Origin of the sequence: Rhodococcus artemisiae (assembly GCF_036327795.1) — a bacterium.
Lineage (GTDB): Bacteria > Actinomycetota > Actinomycetes > Mycobacteriales > Mycobacteriaceae > Rhodococcus > Rhodococcus artemisiae.
In genome coordinates this window covers 37,504-54,357 of sequence record NZ_JAUTXY010000015.1, presented here as the reverse complement: position 1 = coordinate 54,357, position 16,854 = coordinate 37,504, and the positions used below count along the sequence as shown (strand labels likewise).

16 protein-coding genes are annotated in these 16,854 nt (G+C 65.1%); 9 read left to right on the top strand and 7 right to left on the bottom strand.

The annotated features are described in order from the left end of the window. Positions 1–9: 9 nt before the first annotated feature. Positions 10–645, bottom strand: coding sequence for a DUF1707 SHOCT-like domain-containing protein (locus tag Q7514_RS25635; RefSeq protein ID WP_330136089.1), 636 nt, complete (start codon positions 643–645; stop codon positions 10–12). Positions 646–784: 139 nt separating this feature from the next. Here Q7514_RS25635 and Q7514_RS25630 point away from each other — a divergent pair, with 139 nt between their 5' ends. Then, entirely contained in the window at positions 785–1,342 is a 558-nt protein-coding gene (locus tag Q7514_RS25630) for a PadR family transcriptional regulator (protein ID WP_330136088.1), read from the top strand. Here Q7514_RS25630 and Q7514_RS25625 read toward each other — a convergent pair. Beyond that, on the bottom strand, positions 1,316–2,638 hold the full coding sequence (locus tag Q7514_RS25625) for an NAD(P)/FAD-dependent oxidoreductase (protein ID WP_330136087.1): 1,323 nt from the start codon (positions 2,636–2,638) through the stop codon (positions 1,316–1,318). The genes Q7514_RS25630 and Q7514_RS25625 overlap by 27 nt on opposite strands. 124 nt (positions 2,639–2,762) lie before the next feature. Here Q7514_RS25625 and htpG point away from each other — a divergent pair, with 124 nt between their 5' ends. The 6 genes from htpG to Q7514_RS25595 all read left to right on the top strand — a co-directional run bounded on the left by htpG (position 2,763) and on the right by Q7514_RS25595 (position 10,526). After that, positions 2,763–4,688: a molecular chaperone HtpG gene (gene htpG / locus Q7514_RS25620; protein ID WP_330136086.1), complete on the top strand. Its 1,926-nt coding sequence runs from the start codon at positions 2,763–2,765 to the stop codon at positions 4,686–4,688. Between the two features lie 30 nt (positions 4,689–4,718). Continuing rightward, a complete protein-coding gene (locus Q7514_RS25615; RefSeq protein ID WP_330136085.1) occupies positions 4,719–5,495 on the top strand; it encodes an HAD-IIA family hydrolase in 777 nt (258 codons plus the stop codon). A gap of 86 nt (positions 5,496–5,581) precedes the next feature. After that, entirely contained in the window at positions 5,582–6,109 is a 528-nt protein-coding gene (locus Q7514_RS25610) for a DUF6764 family protein (RefSeq protein ID WP_330136084.1), read from the top strand. Positions 6,110–6,432: 323 nt separating this feature from the next. Then, a complete protein-coding gene (gene groL / locus Q7514_RS25605) occupies positions 6,433–8,058 on the top strand; it encodes a chaperonin GroEL (RefSeq protein ID WP_330136083.1) in 1,626 nt (541 codons plus the stop codon). A gap of 250 nt (positions 8,059–8,308) precedes the next feature. Beyond that, positions 8,309–9,322 carry an alpha/beta hydrolase gene (locus Q7514_RS25600; RefSeq protein WP_330136082.1) on the top strand — a complete coding sequence of 338 codons (1,014 nt, stop codon included), beginning with the start codon at positions 8,309–8,311 and terminating at the stop codon, positions 9,320–9,322. A gap of 184 nt (positions 9,323–9,506) precedes the next feature. Next, a complete protein-coding gene (locus tag Q7514_RS25595; RefSeq protein WP_330136210.1) occupies positions 9,507–10,526 on the top strand; it encodes an alpha/beta hydrolase in 1,020 nt (339 codons plus the stop codon). Between the two features lie 521 nt (positions 10,527–11,047). On the opposite strand, the gene Q7514_RS25590 is transcribed toward Q7514_RS25595, so the two are convergent. The 4 genes from Q7514_RS25590 to Q7514_RS25575 all read right to left on the bottom strand — a co-directional run bounded on the left by Q7514_RS25590 (position 11,048) and on the right by Q7514_RS25575 (position 12,558). Continuing rightward, positions 11,048–11,248 (bottom strand): PspC domain-containing protein, encoded by a 201-nt coding sequence (locus tag Q7514_RS25590; protein WP_330136209.1) that lies wholly within the window; start codon positions 11,246–11,248, stop codon positions 11,048–11,050. Between the two features lie 129 nt (positions 11,249–11,377). Beyond that, positions 11,378–11,578 carry a PspC domain-containing protein gene (locus tag Q7514_RS25585; RefSeq protein WP_054714624.1) on the bottom strand — a complete coding sequence of 67 codons (201 nt, stop codon included), beginning with the start codon at positions 11,576–11,578 and terminating at the stop codon, positions 11,378–11,380. 77 nt (positions 11,579–11,655) lie between these two features. Beyond that, positions 11,656–11,976 (bottom strand): hypothetical protein, encoded by a 321-nt coding sequence (locus Q7514_RS25580; protein WP_330136081.1) that lies wholly within the window; start codon positions 11,974–11,976, stop codon positions 11,656–11,658. Positions 11,977–12,168: 192 nt separating this feature from the next. Beyond that, positions 12,169–12,558: a phage holin family protein gene (locus Q7514_RS25575; RefSeq protein WP_330136080.1), complete on the bottom strand. Its 390-nt coding sequence runs from the start codon at positions 12,556–12,558 to the stop codon at positions 12,169–12,171. Between the two features lie 96 nt (positions 12,559–12,654). On the opposite strand from Q7514_RS25575, the gene Q7514_RS25570 reads away from it, so the two are divergent. Both Q7514_RS25570 and Q7514_RS25565 read left to right on the top strand, forming a co-directional pair. Further along, positions 12,655–13,731, top strand: a complete 1,077-nt coding sequence (locus Q7514_RS25570) for a patatin-like phospholipase family protein (protein WP_330136079.1) — start codon at positions 12,655–12,657, stop codon at positions 13,729–13,731. A gap of 4 nt (positions 13,732–13,735) precedes the next feature. After that, on the top strand, positions 13,736–14,593 hold the full coding sequence (locus Q7514_RS25565; RefSeq protein ID WP_330136078.1) for an alpha/beta hydrolase family protein: 858 nt from the start codon (positions 13,736–13,738) through the stop codon (positions 14,591–14,593). A 107-nt stretch (positions 14,594–14,700) separates the two neighbouring features. Here Q7514_RS25565 and Q7514_RS25560 read toward each other — a convergent pair whose 3' ends face one another. Next, positions 14,701–16,740: a prolyl oligopeptidase family serine peptidase gene (locus tag Q7514_RS25560; protein ID WP_330136077.1), complete on the bottom strand. Its 2,040-nt coding sequence runs from the start codon at positions 16,738–16,740 to the stop codon at positions 14,701–14,703. Between the last annotated feature and the right edge of the window lie 114 nt (positions 16,741–16,854).

Here is a 16,854-nt window from a genome sequence, read left to right as displayed (position 1 = left end):
CGGACGGAGTTACCAACGCCGATGCGAGGTCGAGGCGAGCGGTGCGAGCGGTGCGAGCGGTCGTGCGCGTGGGAGCGGTGCGCAGCGGAGTTGTCCCCGGTGCGCGATCGAGTGGGCGCGCATGGCCTCCCGGTGCGCGATCGAGTGGGCACGCATCGCCTCCCGGCGGGCGAGCATTGCGGCCCGGGCGGCCTCTCGTCGTGCGTCGTGTGCGCGCGAGGAGCATCCGCCTCCTTCGATTCCGAGCACGGTCCGGCCGAGGAGTACCAGGCCCCACGGTCCGATGACCCACAGCGGCCACGGGTAGACCATCGATGCCGTCCCGAGTGACACCAAGGCCCAGACCAGCACGTTGATCGCGCTCACACCGAGCCACGCAGTCCACTCGATCCTCTGATGGACGGGAAGCCGCCGACGGGCGCGTGCCGTGGTCGGCGCTGGAGGAGTGGACCGGGGAAGGTCGGTGAACTGCGCGCGCGCCTCGGCGACGGTCGTCGATGCGTAGACGGCGGAGGCACGGGTGTCGAACTCGTCGATGGTGAGGCGCCCGCTGCCGACGTGCTGTGCAAGTTCGTCGACGAACCGCTCGCGTTCGGAATCGGAGATCCTGTCGGAGTCGGGAATGTAGGGGTTCTCGGTGGCCATGGGGTCCTCCAGCGGAGATTTCCTGCCCTGATGAGCTTCCATTGTGGAACGTCGTTGTTTCCATGATGGATATGACACAGTGGAATGTCAACGGTTTTCTCGAGACAGGATGCTCGAGACAGGATGAGGGGAGCGCGTGATGGCCGGACGTCCGCTCAACGCGACCGCAGCGTCGCTGCTGGGTTTTCTGCACGAGGGTCCGATGACGGGGTGGGACCTGGTGACCACGGCGCAGGAGCGGATCGGCAAGTTCTGGTCGCTCACTACCAGCCAGGTGTATCGGGAACTTACCGCGATGGAACGAGACGGCCTGATCGTGCCCGGTGAGAAGGGTCCGCGCGACCGCAAGCCCTACACACTCACCGACGCCGGCCGGCAGGCGTTCGCCGAATGGATCGATCGTGACCCCGGACCGGAGAACATCCGGCACCCGCTGCTCCTCACCGTCGCTTTCGCCGACCACCTGCGTCCGGAACGGCTCGCGGAGATCCTCGCGCACTATCGGGCCGCACACGAGAAGCAGCTCGCCGGTTACGAAGACCTCATGGCCCACCACGACCTGCCGGACTTCTCCGCTGCCACCGTCGAGTTCGGAATCGCATACGAACGCGCGGCGCTCACATGGCTCGAGGGCATGGACGCACGTCTCGCGAGCCGGCAGCAGAGTCCGTCAACGGAGCGGATCGAAATGCCGTAGCACCGGATCGGTATGGCCGGTCATCGCACCCGCGAGTAGCCGACCCGTCAGCGGTCCGAGCGCGACTCCCCACATACCGTGACCGCCCGCGACGAACACCCGCGGTGATCGGGTGCCACCGATCAGCGGCAGCCCGTCGGCCGTGCACGGTCTCGACCCGACCCATGCCTCGCTGCGGTCGTCCCAGTCGACGTCGCGCAGCAGCGGGCGGGTCGTGTCGACGATCGCGCGGATCCGCCGCGGATCGAGGGGCGCGTCGGGGCTGCGGAACTCCATCATTCCGGCGATGCGGAACCGATCGTGCAGAGGAGTGCAGGCCACGCGCTGCACAGGGAAATACACCGGGTTCTTGGGAAGTTCGTCGGGCACCACGCTGAAGCTGTACCCGCGACCGGCCTGAACCAGGGTGCGCACCCCGAAGTCGTGGGCCAGTGCATTCAGCCGCGCTCCGGTCGCGAGGACCACCGCATCGACGGACACGTGGTCTCCGTCGGCGGAGATCACGTCCACCACGCCGTTGCCCGGGTCGCGCACCTCGCTGACGTCGAAGCCGGTGACGATCTCACCACCGCGTGCTCGCACCGTATCCGCGAGCGCGGCGACGAAGCGCGGGGGATCGATGAATCGCTGACCGCGGATCCTCACTCCCGCGCGCACCTTGTCGCTGAGCAGGGGTTCGAGCGAGTGCACGGCCTCGGCGTCGAGGACCTCGTAGTCGACCTCGCCTCCCGTTGCTCGTACGTGGTCGAATTCCTCGAGCAGGTGGTCGCGGTCGGTTTCCGCGGTGAACGCCGCGAGGAAGGGGTCGGCGTCGCGGGTCTGCTCGGCAACGCCGCCGTCCGCCAGGTCGTCGTATGCCCCCAGTGCAACCCTGTTGACCTGGGCGAACACTTCCAGTGCCGCCATCTGATGTCGTGTGGTGCAGTGCCGGGCGAAATCCGCGAGGAAGCGGATCAGCTTCGGGTCGAGCGTGGGCGGCACGTACACCGGTGACGACGGGTTGAACATTGCGCGCAGCCCGTATTTCAGTACCGACGGCTCCGGTAGGGGCAGGGTCAGGGCGGGCGTGAGCCACCCGGCGTTGCCCCACGACGCGCGTTCGCGTCCGGTCGATGCAGGCGCGCGTTCGCGTCCGGTCGATGCAGGCGCGCGTTCGTGTCCGGTCGGGTCGGTGGCATCCATTGCGACGCCGGTCCGGTCGACAACGGTGACGGCCACACCTCGGTCCTGCAGAAACCACGCGGTGGACAGTCCCACGATGCCGGCACCGGCCACGGCCACTCGACGAATCGTCATGACCAACTCCTGTCGACGCAGAGGTACGTCCCTCCATCATGGCTCTATCGGGGGGTTCTGCACGCGTGTCGCCGGCCGTCCTAATATTCGAGGGGGAAATCTGCTTGTCGAAGGGGACATTGAGTTGAGTACACACGTCGAACAGCGCGAATTCCAGGCCGAGGCGCGCCAGCTGCTGGATCTGATGATCCACTCGATCTACTCCAACAAGGACACCTTCCTGCGTGAGTTGATCTCCAATGCGTCCGATGCGCTGGACAAACTCCGTCTGGAGGCGTTCCGGAACAAGGACCTGAACGTCGATACGTCCGATCTGCACATCGAGCTCGATGTCGACAAGGACGCCCGCACCCTCACCATCCGCGACAACGGCATCGGTATGTCGCGCGACGAGGTCGTCGACCTGATCGGCACGCTCGCTCGCTCCGGCACCGGTGAGCTGCGCAAGAAGTTGCGCGAAGCGAAGGACGCCGCGGCGTCCGAGGAGCTGATCGGGCAGTTCGGTATCGGCTTCTACTCCGCGTTCATGGTGGCCGACAAGGTCACGCTCGTGACACACAAGCCGGGTCAGGATGCAGGAACCCGGTGGGAGTCGAGCGGCGAGTCCACCTACACGATCGAAGACGTCGAGGATGCGCCGCAGGGAACCTCGGTGACGCTCCATCTCAAGCCCGAGGACGCCGACGACCATCTCTACGACTACACGTCGCAGTGGAAGCTCGAGGAGATCGTCAAGAAGTACTCCGACTTCATCGCGTGGCCCATCCGCATGGAGGTCTCCCGGACCACCAAGGGTGAGGACGGCACCGACGAGGTCACCTTCGAGACCAAGACCCTCAACTCGCAGAAGGCGCTGTGGGCGCGTTCGCGCGACGAGGTGTCGGACGACGAGTACCACGAGTTCTACAAGCACGTCGCCCACGCGTGGGACGAACCGCTCGAGATCATCCCGATGCGTGCCGAGGGAACATTCGAATACCAAGCCCTGCTGTTCATTCCGACGCACGCCCCATTCGATCTGTTCGCCCGCGAGCGCAAGACGGGCATCCAGCTCTACGTCAAGCGTGTGTTCATCATGGACGACTGCGAAGACCTCATCCCTGAATACCTGCGTTTCGTCAAGGGTGTTGTCGACGCGCAGGACCTATCGCTCAACGTCTCCCGGGAGATTCTGCAGCAGGACCGCCAGATCCGGGCCATCCGTCGTCGTCTCACGAAGAAGGTCCTGTCCACCGTCAAGGACATGGCGACCCAGGACGCCGACAAGTACCGGACCTTCTGGAACGAGTTCGGGCGCGTCCTCAAGGAAGGTCTGATCTCCGACACCGACAACCGCGACACGTTGCTCGCGATCTCGTCGTTCGATTCCACGGCGAGCGCCGAGGAGCAGACCACGCTCGCCGGATACGTCGAGCGCATGAAGGACGGCCAGGACGAGATCTACTACATCACCGGCGAGTCCCGTCAGCTGCTCGAGAGCTCCCCTCACATGGAGGCGTTCACGGCGAAGGGCATCGAGGTGCTGTTGCTGACCGACCCTGTCGACGAGATGTGGGTGACGTCGGTTCCCGAATTCGAGGGCAAGGCATTCCGGTCGGTCGCGAAGGGCGAGGTGGACCTCGATACCGAGGACGAGAAGAAGGCGGCCGAAGCGGAACGCGAGGAGCAGGAGAAGGAGTTCGGTGATCTCCTGACGTGGATGAAGGAGACCCTCGACGAGCACGTCAAGGAGGTGCGTCTGTCGTCGCGTTTGACGACGTCGCCGGCCTGCATCGTGGGCGACACGTTCAGCATGTCGCCGGCGCTCGAGCGCATGTACAAGGCGTCGGGTCAGCCGGTGCCGCACACCAAGCGGATCCTCGAACTGAACCCGGGGCACCCGCTGGTGTCGGGGCTGCGCGCGGCGCACGATGGTCGCACCGACGACCCGGCACTCGCCGACACTGCGGAGCTGCTGTACGGGATGGCCTTGATCGCCGAAGGCGGCGAGGTCGACGATCCCGCGCGCTTTACGCATCTGCTCGCGGACCGGCTCGCCCGCACGGTCTGAACCGGCTCACTCGGGCTATAGGCTCGAGGTATGAGCGACGTGGCGGGAGTGCTGTTCGACATCGAGGGCGTGATCGTGACGTCGTGGGAGCCGGTGCCCGGCGCCGCCGACGTCCTCGCGCAACTCCGCGAGAGCGGGGTACCGCGGGCGTTCCTGACCAACACCACGTCACGGACGTGTGCCGAGATCGCTGCAACGCTCAGCGATCTCGGCATGCCCGTCGAGCCGAGCGAGATCGTCACGGCCGCGTCGCTCACGGCCGAGTATCTGAAGCAGACGTACCCGGGACGCCGGTGCTGGGTGCTCAACGACGGCGACGTCGATGCCGATCTCGAGGGGATCGAGCGCGACGACGACGATCCCGATGTGGTGGTGCTCGGCGGTGCGGGGGAGCAATTCACGCATCGGACGATGAGTCGGGTTGCCGAGCTGATGCTCGACGGTGTCCCCGTCGTCGCGATGCACCGTGCGGCCAGCTGGCAGGGGCCCGACGGGCTGCGCCTCGACACGGGTGCCTATCTTGCCGGGCTCGAGGAGCTCAGCGGTCAATCGGTGGTGGCGGTGGGGAAGCCGTCGATGCAGGGCTTCCTCGCGGCCGCGGACATCATGGATGTCGACCCGTCGCGCATGGTCGTCGTCGGTGACGATCTCTACGGCGAGGTGCTGCCTGGGCAGCGGCTGGGAATGACGGGAGTCCTGGTGCGCACCGGAAAATTTCGCCGGTCCGTGCTCGAGCTCGCGGTCGACCGGCCGGACCACGTGATCGACTCGGTCGCCGATCTGCCGGAGTTGCTTCGATCGGTGTGATTCGGCTCTCGCGCGCCGCACCTGCGCCCGGTACCCTGCGCCCCGGGGGCATTCTCCCGCCTTCTTCCAGCGCAGAGGAGCACTTCTTGTCCATTCGTTCTCTCCGGTCCGTCTTCTCCGGCCGTCGTGTTGCGCAGGCGTTCGCGGCGGTTGCCGTCGGCGCAGCTTCGTTCGCCTCGGTGGGCGCGGGTACGGCGTCGGCCGCTCCGGTGACGTGTGTGTCGCCGCCGTCCGAGAATCAGATCCTGGTGTCGGATACGGCGAGCTGTGGTGCGACGACCACCGGCGAGGGCTTCGCGCGGGCATCGGCAGCCGACAGCGGCACTGCGGTGTCGGTCGCCGAGTCCGCGGGTGCCGCCGAATCCCAGGCAACCGGGTTCGGTACGGCGCTCAGTGCGGCGCGCGACGGCGGCCGCTCGTACGCGTACGCGCTCGGCGGCGGTCTGAGTCATTCGTGGGCTCAGGGTCCGGCGACCACGTTGTCGGTGGCGGGCTGGGGTTCGGGAGCGACGGCCGACACGACCGGTGTCACGTGCATCGGTGCCCAGTCGTTCGCAGTCAATACCGCCACGGGGCAGTGGTGCGCCGTGGGTGTGGGCTCCACGCCGCGCTAGTCGATGGGGTGCAGAAGCCTTCTGCACCGTGACGAGGGTGGTCGAGTGCCGGTAACCTTGCACTCGCCACCCTCGAGTGCTAAAAATGCAGTTGGCACTCACGACAAGCGAGTGCCAGGTCGGGACGGTGAGACCGGGAAAATATCGACACCCCTGGTCGTCCGTCGCGGGCACTGATTCCGGCCGAAGGCGTTACTTGGGCGACCGACGAGGGGTCGTTCAGTGACGATGGGCCGACCCGCAAACGGTCGTCCTGTGAAATGGGCCGACCCGACGAGCGGTCGACCTAGGTGTCACCCCGATATCCGGAGGATCACTTCGCAATGGCCAAGATCATCGCGTTCGACGAAGAGGCCCGTCGCGGCCTCGAGCGGGGCCTGAACAGCCTCGCCGACGCAGTCAAGGTGACGTTGGGCCCCAAGGGTCGCAACGTCGTGCTCGAGAAGAAGTGGGGCGCCCCCACGATCACCAACGATGGTGTGTCCATCGCCAAGGAGATCGAGCTCGAGGACCCGTACGAGAAGATCGGCGCCGAGCTGGTCAAGGAAGTTGCCAAGAAGACGGACGACGTCGCGGGTGACGGCACCACGACCGCTACCGTGCTCGCCCAGGCGCTCGTGCGCGAGGGTCTGCGCAACGTTGCTGCCGGCGCGAACCCGCTCGGCCTCAAGCGCGGCATCGAGAAGGCCGTCGAGGCCGTCACTGCCAAGCTGCTCGACACCGCCAAGGAAGTCGAGACCAAGGAGCAGATCGCAGCGACCGCAGGCATCTCTGCCGGCGATCCCGCGATCGGTGAGCTGATCGCCGAGGCCATCGACAAGGTGGGCAAGGAAGGCGTCATCACCGTCGAGGAGTCCAACACCTTCGGCCTCCAGCTCGAGCTGACCGAGGGCATGCGCTTCGACAAGGGCTACATCTCCCTCTACTTCGCGACGGACGCCGAGCGTCAGGAAGCCGTCCTCGAAGACTCGTACATCCTGCTCGTCAGCTCCAAGATCTCGACGGTCAAGGACCTGCTGCCGCTCCTGGAGAAGGTCATCCAGTCGGGCAAGCCGCTCGTCATCATCGCCGAGGACGTCGAGGGTGAGGCTCTGTCCACCCTCGTCCTGAACAAGATCCGCGGCACCTTCAAGTCCGTTGCCGTCAAGGCTCCGGGCTTCGGTGACCGCCGCAAGGCTCAGCTCGCCGACATCGCCATCCTCACCGGTGGCGAGGTCGTCAGCGAAGAGGTCGGCCTCTCCCTGGAGACCGCCGGTCTCGAGCTGCTCGGCCAGGCTCGCAAGGTCGTCGTCACCAAGGACGAGACCACCATCGTCGAGGGTGCGGGCGATCCCGACGCCATCGCCGGTCGCGTCAACCAGATCCGCGCCGAGATCGAGGCGTCGGATTCGGACTACGACCGCGAGAAGCTGCAGGAGCGCCTCGCCAAGCTGGCGGGTGGCGTTGCAGTCATCAAGGCCGGCGCTGCGACCGAGGTCGAGCTCAAGGAGCGCAAGCACCGCATCGAAGATGCCGTGCGCAACGCCAAGGCTGCCGTCGAAGAGGGCATCGTCGCCGGCGGTGGCGTGGCCCTGCTGCAGGCCGCTCCGGTTCTCGACGACCTCAAGCTCGAGGGCGACGAGGCCACGGGTGCCAACATCGTCAAGGTTGCCCTCGAGGCTCCGCTGAAGCAGATCGCTTTCAACGCCGGCCTCGAGCCCGGCGTCGTCGCGGAGAAGGTTCGCAACCTGCCCGCCGGCAGCGGCCTCAACGCCGCCACCGGTGACTACGAGGACCTCCTCGAAGCAGGCATCAACGATCCGGTCAAGGTCACCCGCTCGGCGCTGCAGAACGCTGCGTCCATCGCGGCCCTGTTCCTGACCACCGAGGCCGTTGTGGCCGACAAGCCGGAGAAGGCCGCCGCTCCCGTCGGCGACCCGACCGGTGGCATGGGCGGCATGGACTTCTGATCCAGCCCCCGGCACACGCCAGGTAGCTCGTCGCGAGGCCCGATCCCACTTCGGTGGGGTCGGGCCTCGTCTCGTGGTGTGGGTTCTGCCCCTGTGTCACGTACCAAGATCTTGACCCTTTCGTGACCTTCTGGTGGGGATCGTGTAGAAACAACGGTGTGATTCGGGGCTGGTCGGGGAGCGCCGGGGCGAGTCGTCCGACTCGTCGTGGGACGGGACGGTTTTCGAAGGGTGTGGGGTCTTGGGGTCGATGTGGTTCCGACGTGCATGTGGCGTCGTGACGGTTGGATTGGCGGCCGCAGTATGTGTACCGGCGGGGGTATCGGCAGAGCCGGGTCCGGGATCGTCGTCTGTGGGGGAGCGAGCTTCGGAGCTGTCGCATCTCGAGGTGGAGAACGATCGTACGGTCATCGCCCACGTGTATTCGGCGTCGATGGATACCGTCGTGCCGCTTCGGGTGCGGATGCCGGCCGACAGCAGTGAGCCGCGGCCCACGCTGTATCTGCTCAACGGATCGGGCGGTGGCCAGGGGATTGCCACCTGGGACGAGCAGACGGACGTCGACGAGTTCTTCGCCGACAAGAACGTCAATGTGGTGACTCCGCTGGGCGGACGCTACAGCTACTACACGGACTGGGAGCGGGACGATCCGGAACTCGGCCGCAACAAGTGGACGACGTTCCTCACCGAGGAGTTGCCGCCCATCATCGACGAGCAGTTCGAGACCACCGGAGCGAATGCGATTGCGGGCCTGTCGATGTCTGGAACATCGGTGCTCGGCCTGGCGACCGCCGCGCCCGAGTTGTACCGCGCTGTCGGTGCATACAGCGGCTGCGCAGAGACGAGTACCCCCGTGGGGCAGGCATACGTCCAGGCTGTGGTGCGGGTCAAGGGCGGCGACCCCGAGAACATGTGGGGTCCGGTCGGTGGACCGGGGTGGATCGAGAACGACCCGTATCTCAATGCAGAGAAGCTCCGCGGGGTCGAGTTGTACGTGTCGGCGGCGACGGGCCTTCCAGGTAAGCACGATCAGTTGAGCTCGAGGTCGATCAACTACGACCCACTCGGCCTCGTGGGGCAGCTCGTCGTCGGTGGGAGCATCGAAGCGGCCGTGCACCACTGCACGACGCGCCTCGCGGATCGGCTCGAGGAGTTGGAGATTCCTGCCCACTTCGAATGGCGGAACGGTACGCATTCGTGGGATTACTGGGAGGACGATCTGCACAAGTCGTGGCCCATGATGGCGGCAGCCATCGGGTTGTGACGGTGGTGGTACCCATCGTCGGCGAGGGCCGGCTCAGAGCCGGCCCTCGCCGTTCTGTGTCTGCTACTCGAATTCCGCGAATTTGACCGTTTCGTGACCATTGCGGAGCTTTATGGTGTAGAAATGGTTTCACTCCGGCCGGGCGGGGTGTCGTGACCGACGTTCGTCCGGCGGGTTCCCAAGGATTCGGGAGGACGGTCGGGTGGTCTCGTTCCGGCGAACGTGTGCGGCGTTGTCGGTTGCTGCGCTCGCATCTGTGTGGTCAGCGATATGTGCGACTGAAGTTGCTGCCGAACCGGTTTCGAATCTGTCCGGTATCGAGGTCGAGGGTGATCGTACGGTCGTCCTGCACGTCTACTCGGCTGCGATGGATCGGGTCGTCCCGCTCCGGGTGCGGACACCGGCCGACACCAGCGTTCCGCGGCCCACGTTGTACCTGCTCAATGGGGCCGGAGGTGGGGAGGGGAAGGCCACGTGGGACGCTCGCACCGATATCGATGAGTTCTTCGCCGACAAGAACGTTAACGTCGTCACTCCGCTCGATGGGTCGTTCACCTATTACACCGACTGGGAGCGCGACGACCCGGCGCTCGGCCGGAACAAATGGACGACGTTCCTCACGCAGGAGCTGCCGCCGATTGTCGACGAAACTTTCGGTACCACAGGTGTGAATGCAATTGCGGGGCTGTCGATGTCGGGCACCTCTGTCTTGAGTCTGGCGATCGAGGAACCGTCGCTGTACGAGGCGGTCGGGGCGTACAGCGGGTGTGCCGAGACCAGTACCGAGCTGGGGCAGCTCTATGTCCGCACCGTCGTCGAGAGTCGTGGGGAGGCGGACGTCGAGAACATGTGGGGCCCGCTCGATGGGCCCGGCTGGGTCGCGAACGACCCGTACGTCAACGCGGAGAAGTTGCGGGGTATCGACCTGTACATCTCGTCTGCGACCGGGCTGCCGGGGCCACACGAGAACCTGGGTGCGAGATCGGTCGAAGGCGATCCCGGGCTTCTGTTGAATCAGATCGTTGTCGGGGGTGTCATCGAGGCCGCGGTGAACGACTGCACGCACCGTCTGGCTTCCCGGCTCGATGAGCTGGACATCCCCGCGACGTTCGAATTCCGCTCCCAGGGAACACATTCGTGGGGCTATTGGCAGGACGACCTCCACGCCTCCTGGCCGATGATTGCGGGCTCTATCGGATTGTGATCGTGTGAGTTGCTCGCGGCCCGGCTTCTGGCTGGGCGGCCGAACGCTGACGTCATTCTCGAGAGCTATTGCGGTGCATGATGTTCGGAGTTCGCAATTTCAAATATTTTCTTACGCAACATCATTGACGATGCCGATGTCGTGTCGTAATGTGAGTTATGGCACACCGTGTTCTCGAGTTCGTCAGTGCCACATCACCTCAACCATTCGGGCGTAGGAGGATCAATGGGTAGCACTACCATCACCGAAATCATCACCTTCATCTTCTCGTTGCTTTCGCAGAGCGCAGAATTCCTCAGCTGAACTCACTGAATCTGTTGATCCGACGTCCGGAAGCGTGAGGCTTCCGGCGACACACTGGAGGAAAGATGGGCAGTATTACCGGCGGTCTCGAAGTCATCAACCAGCTCATCGGGCTCGTACTGGCCATTGCGCCGGCGCTACTCACCGGGTCGCTGTAGTTCGGAAGTGTTGAAAGGCCGTGGATCTCGTCTCTCCCGGGATTCACGGCCTTTGCGCTGTCATTCTGGGATGATCACCCAGAGTGCGAGGTACAGCAGGATTGCGGTGCCGCCGGTGATGAAGGACGCAACCACGGCAGCAGCACGGACGATGTTGACGTCGATGCCGAAGTATTCGGCGATTCCACCGCACACGCCGCCGAGCATGCGCTTGGAAGTCGAGCGGGTGAAGGTGCGGGGTGTGTTGTTGTCGAAAGTCATGAGGTAATCGTGCTCCTTGTCGAGTGTGTGCACATCAGGGCCGGCCCCGATCTTCACCCTGAACTTCTTCTCGGGGTCTCGTGTGACGGTGTCCCGCGGCGGTGCAGCCACTGGTCGGCGCCGAAGATGTCATTCCGGCAGAATGATCCAGAGTGCGAGGTAGAGCAGGACCGCGGTGCCGCCGGTGAGGAAGGCGGTGAGGACCGCGCCGGCCCGTACGAGATTGGTATCGATGCCGAAGTATTCGGCGATTCCGCCGCAGACGCCGCCGAGCATGCGCTGCGAGGTCGAGCGGATGAACGGACGCGGCGGGTTGTTGTCGAAGGTCATGAGGTTTTCGCCCTCCATGTGGGATATGCGAACAGTGGAGTGGGTGGGCGTCGGTACGTCGGACACAACGCTGGGTGTCAGCGGCATACGACGGTCAATCCGATACCGCGCCAGATCTTCGTTTCCTTGCGATCCCAGCTGTCGGTGCGGGAGTTGTACGTCGATTCGGTCTCGGTCCGGTAGCCGCGGTCGCGCTGCTCGGTCACCGCGCACGTGCCCGAGATGTTCCCCGAGCGGTTGGTGACCGAGTACGGCGTACCGCTGGCGGAGAGCGTCGAGGCGGCTGCGTGCTCTTCCATTCCGACGACGCTGGGCGCGGAATCAGCTGCGGCGACGCCCGTTCCGATTGTCAGAGCTGCGGCGCCGGTGAGCAGTGCGGTCATGATGGTCTTACGCATTTCAATCTCCCGAAGTGGCTGTATGAGGCTTTGTCGAACCGATGCATTGATCGTGCGCCTCGGACCACTTCGGGCACATCGGGGACAGACCCCCGTCTGTACCCTGAACTTTCGGTCAGGGTTCTCTACGACAGCACCCGCACGGAACTTGCCGTACGGGTGCTTCGAGTGTGCTGTGCTCGACGGAGAGCGTCAGGCACTTCTGCGTTTGGCGAGCGTCTTCTTGAAGACGATGTACGGCAGCAGCAAGCGCGCGATCAGTGCCACAGCCCAGACGATGACGGTAGCGAGAATCCAGGTCGTGATGCCATCGATCTGCAGGCCGTCGCTCACGATCGCGGTGACGATGAGCGCAAGAAGCGTCGAGATCAGAGCACTGCTCCCGATGAGCACCGGGGTCTTCGTCATCGCAACCTGCCGGATCAAGGGGTCGAGAAGAATCGTGGCGACAGTGAAGATCACGACGGCGATGACGAACGCGAACGAGCTCACTGTCATGCCCGGCAGGACCCAGGCTCCGACGATCAAAGCAATCGCATTGGCGATCAACGCAACAACTGTGGTGGCAAGCAGCCTGATCATGGTGTCAGGGTATCTCCGGTGGACCCGCTGCGCCCGGTATTGCGGCGTAGAGTCCCCGTCGCGCCGGGGATCGCTCGACCGTGGCACCATCGGACCATGGCCGATCGGATACGTGTTGCCCTCGCCCTCGGTAGCGGGGGCGCGCGCGGCTACGCCCACATCGGCGCGATCCAGGTTCTGGAGGAGCGCGGTTACGAGATCGTGGGCATTGCGGGCTCGTCGATGGGTGCCCTTGTCGGCGGGGTCTACGCCGCGGGAAAACTCGACGAATACACCCAGTGGGCGGAGAGCCTGACCCAACTCGATGTCGTCCGGCTCTTGGACGTGTCGGTTACGTCCCCGGGTGTCATCCACGCGGAGAAGGTCCTCAACAAAGTTCGCGATCTCATCGGGGATGTCGTCATCGAAGATCTCCCGATCCCGTTCACCGCCGTGGCGACCGACCTGGCAGCAGGTCGCCCGGTGTGGTTCCAGCGGGGACCGGTCGACGTTGCGATCCGCGCATCGATCGCGATCCCCGGTGTCATCACGCCGTATGTCCTCAACGGTCGTGTACTCACCGACGGTGGCACGCTCACTCCGTTGCCTGTCGCTCCGACGGTCGGTGTCTCGTCCGATCTGACGATCGGGATCAGCCTCGGCGCCGAGGAACGCGGTCGTACACACGCGCCGGAGAACGCTAGTGCGGAACCGCAGCCGGCGGAGGAATGGGTCGGACGCTTCCGGCGGTCTGCGTCGTTGCTGCTCGACAGCGACATCGTTCGTTCGGTCGTCGGCCGGTTCGGTACGGCAGCGGCCGACGAACAGGTCGGTCGCGACGACATCGACGCAGATCCGGCAGCCGACACCGACGCCGACTCGGCAGACGACGCTGATGCCGGCATCCAGGACGCCCACGAGGAGATCGCGGCTCCGAAGTTCAGCCGGGTCGCAGTGATGAACCGTTCGCTCGACATCATGCAGTCGGCTCTCGCTCGCCACCAGCTCGCGGCGTATCCGCCGGATGTGCTGGTCGAGGTCCCTCGCACCGCGTGCCGCAGCCTCGATTTCCACAAGGCCGTCGACATGATCGCTCTGGGACGATCGCTCACCGAGGCCACCCTCGACGCCGCAGGATTCGGAGCGCCCGCATCTCGGTCTGCTGACCAGGACGGCGATTCGGGCCTAGTCTGAATTGGTGGAGACCGTACCGATCCAGCTTCCCGACAGCACCACGACCGCGGTCCGTTTGTTCCCGGGACCGGATCACGACCACGAGAGCCGGCTCGACTCGTCGCGGGCCGTCGTGATGATCGTCCCGGGCCTCGGGATCCCGGCGGGATACTACGAACCGTTCGCGCACGCGCTCGCCGAACACGGATTCGATGCCGCGATCTGCGAGCTCGCCGGTCAGGGCGACAGCCGCCCGAAGCCGGGACCCGACAGCGCCTACGGCTACCAGGACATCGTCGCGGTGCATTTCCCGGCGATGTTCGAGGTGGTGCGTGAACGATTCCCCGACTCCACCCCTTTCCTGCTCGGGCATTCGATGGGCGGTCAGCTGGGCGTGCTGTACGCCGCGCGTATTCGTGGTCGCCTCGGTGGGCTTGTGCTCGTGGCCTCCGGCACCCCGTACTACCGTCATTTCCCCGGGGCGCGCGGGCCAGGGCTCCTGTTCGGCTCGACTGCGATGTCGCTCACCGCGAGCGTCGCCGGATTCTGGCCCGGCGACCGGTTCGGTGTCGCGGGCTTCGGACGGCAGTCGCGCCAACTGATCTCCGACTGGGCGAGGCTCGCGCGTAGTGGCCGATTCGAGCCGGCCGGGGCCGATATCGACTACGAGGAACGTCTCGCTCGGCTGGATGTTCCGATTCTCTCGATCACGGTCGAGGGTGACGACATGACGCCGGTCGCCTCGGCGCGGCATCTGCTCGAGAAGCTGCCCGCGGCCGACGTCACCACGTGGCATCTGGATCGGTCGCTCGGTCACAACGGATGGATCCGCGACAACGACGACACGGTCGAGCGGGTCGTGGCCTGGCTGCGCGACCGCTGAGACACCGCGACCGCTGAGACACCGCGACCGCTGAGACACCGCGACCGCTGAGACACCGAGATCCACAGTGTGGATCCGAGCAACCGGACTCGGATCCACACTTCTCCCTACAGCTTCTCGGCCAGGAATGTGAAGGTCAGCGCCGATTTGAACGCCGCCTGCGCGTTGTCCGCGGCGCCGCCGTGCCCACCCTCGATGTTCTCGTAGTACCAGACTTCGTGGCCCTGCTCCTCGAGGAGCGCCACCATCTTGCGAGCATGCCCGGGATGCACACGATCGTCGCGGGTGGACGTCGTGATCAGGATCGGTGGGTAGGCCGCGTCGGGATCGGTGTTCTGATACGGCGAATACTTCGACAGGAACTGCCACTCATCGGGATTGTCGGGGTCGCCGTACTCCGCCATCCACGACGCGCCGGCGAGCAGCAGGTGGTAGCGCTTCATGTCGAGCAACGGGACCTGACACACGATCGCGCCGAACAACTGCGGATATCGGGTGAGCATCACCCCCATCAGCAGGCCACCGTTGCTTCCGCCCTGGACCCCGAGTTGTTCGGTCGTTGTGACACCTCGCGCAACAAGATCCTTCGCGACCGCGGCGAAGTCCTCGAACACCTTGTGGCGGTTTGCCTTCAATGCCTGTGTGTGCCAGGTGGGGCCGTACTCACCGCCACCGCGGATGTTCGCGATCACGTAGGTGTTTCCGCGTTCGAGCCACGCCCGTCCCACGCCGCCGCTGTATGCCGGCACCATCGAATTCTCGAATCCGCCGTACCCGTACAGCAGCGTCGGTGACGGCGTCTCTGTGTTGCTACCGACGGCACTGCTACCGGCGACATTGCGGCCGACGACGAAGTAGGGGATCTGTGTGCCGTCGTCGGAGGTCGCGAAATGCTGCGTGACGGTGATGTCGCCGGAGTCGAAGAACGACGGCGCCTGCTTGATGGCCTCGAGTGGTTGCCCGATCGTGCCCGACAACAGGGTTGCGGGGGTCGTGAAGCCGCTCGAGTTGAGGAAGAAATCGTCGCCCTCGCGCGGGTCGACGTCGATGACCGAGGTCGTCGTGGCATCCGGGAGTCCGTCGAGGTCCTCGTCGGTCCACCCGTCGTGTCCCGGAGTGAGGACGCGCATGCGGGTCTGGACGTCGCGCAAGGTCACCATCAACAGATGGTTCTGCGTCCAGGTGTACTGCTCGAGCGACGTGTGCTCGTCGGGAGTGAACAGCACCGTCATGTCTCGCGAGCCCTCGAGGAACGACGGGTAGTCGGTCGCGAGCAGGGAGCCCGCCGGATAACCCAGCCACTCGGACCGGGGCCGGACGAGCATGTGGTCGCGATACACGCTCACCCGCGCGTCGTCCGGTACGTCGAGCTTGACCAGGGTGCCGTCGGGCTTCAGTTCGTACTGGTACGCGGCGTAGAAGTCGATGGCGCGGTCGACGAAGCTGCGTTCGTATCCGGGAGTGTTGTCGTAGCCGGCGCCCACGGCTACGTCGGTGGTCTCGCCTTCGAACACCGTCTCGGCGTCGGTAATCGGTGTTCCACGTCGCCAGCGCTTCGCGATCCTCGGGTAACCCGAATCGGTCAGGGATCCGGCGCCGAAATCCGTTCCGACGAAGACTGTATCGACGTCGATCCAGCTGATGTCGGTTTTCGCCTCGGGAAGTTCGAAACTGTCGGCACCCGACACGAACCGTCGTGTGACCAGATCGAACTCGCGGACGACGGTTGCGTCGGCACCGCCGCGCGACAAACTGATGAGCGCACGGTTCTGGTCGGGTCGTAGAACCTGAGCTCCCGACCACACCCAGTTCTCGCCCTCTTCCGCAGCCACGGCGTCGAGATCGACGAGGACATCCCACTCGGGGTCGTCGAGGACGTACTGGTCGAGGGTGGTGCGTCGCCACAGACCGCGTACGTGCTCGGCGTCGCGCCAGTAGTTGTACAGGTACCGGCCGCGGCGTCGGGCGTAGGGGATGCGTGCGTCGGTGTCGAGGATCTCCCGGATCCGGGATTCCAGCGTCGTGAAGTCGTCGGTGCGGGTGTAGGCGTCGACCGTGCGGTCGTTGCGGGCGCGTACCCAGTCGAGTTGCTTCTCGCCGGTGACGTCCTCGAGCCAGAGGCGGGGGTCGGTCGTGCTGTCGCTCATGTACCTATTTCTACCTGCCTCGGCTCCCGCACTCCGACCAGCCGGTGTTGACCACCTGCCCAGGTATGAGCGAATGAATCCCTCGCTCTGTTGATCGAGACGAACGGTACATTC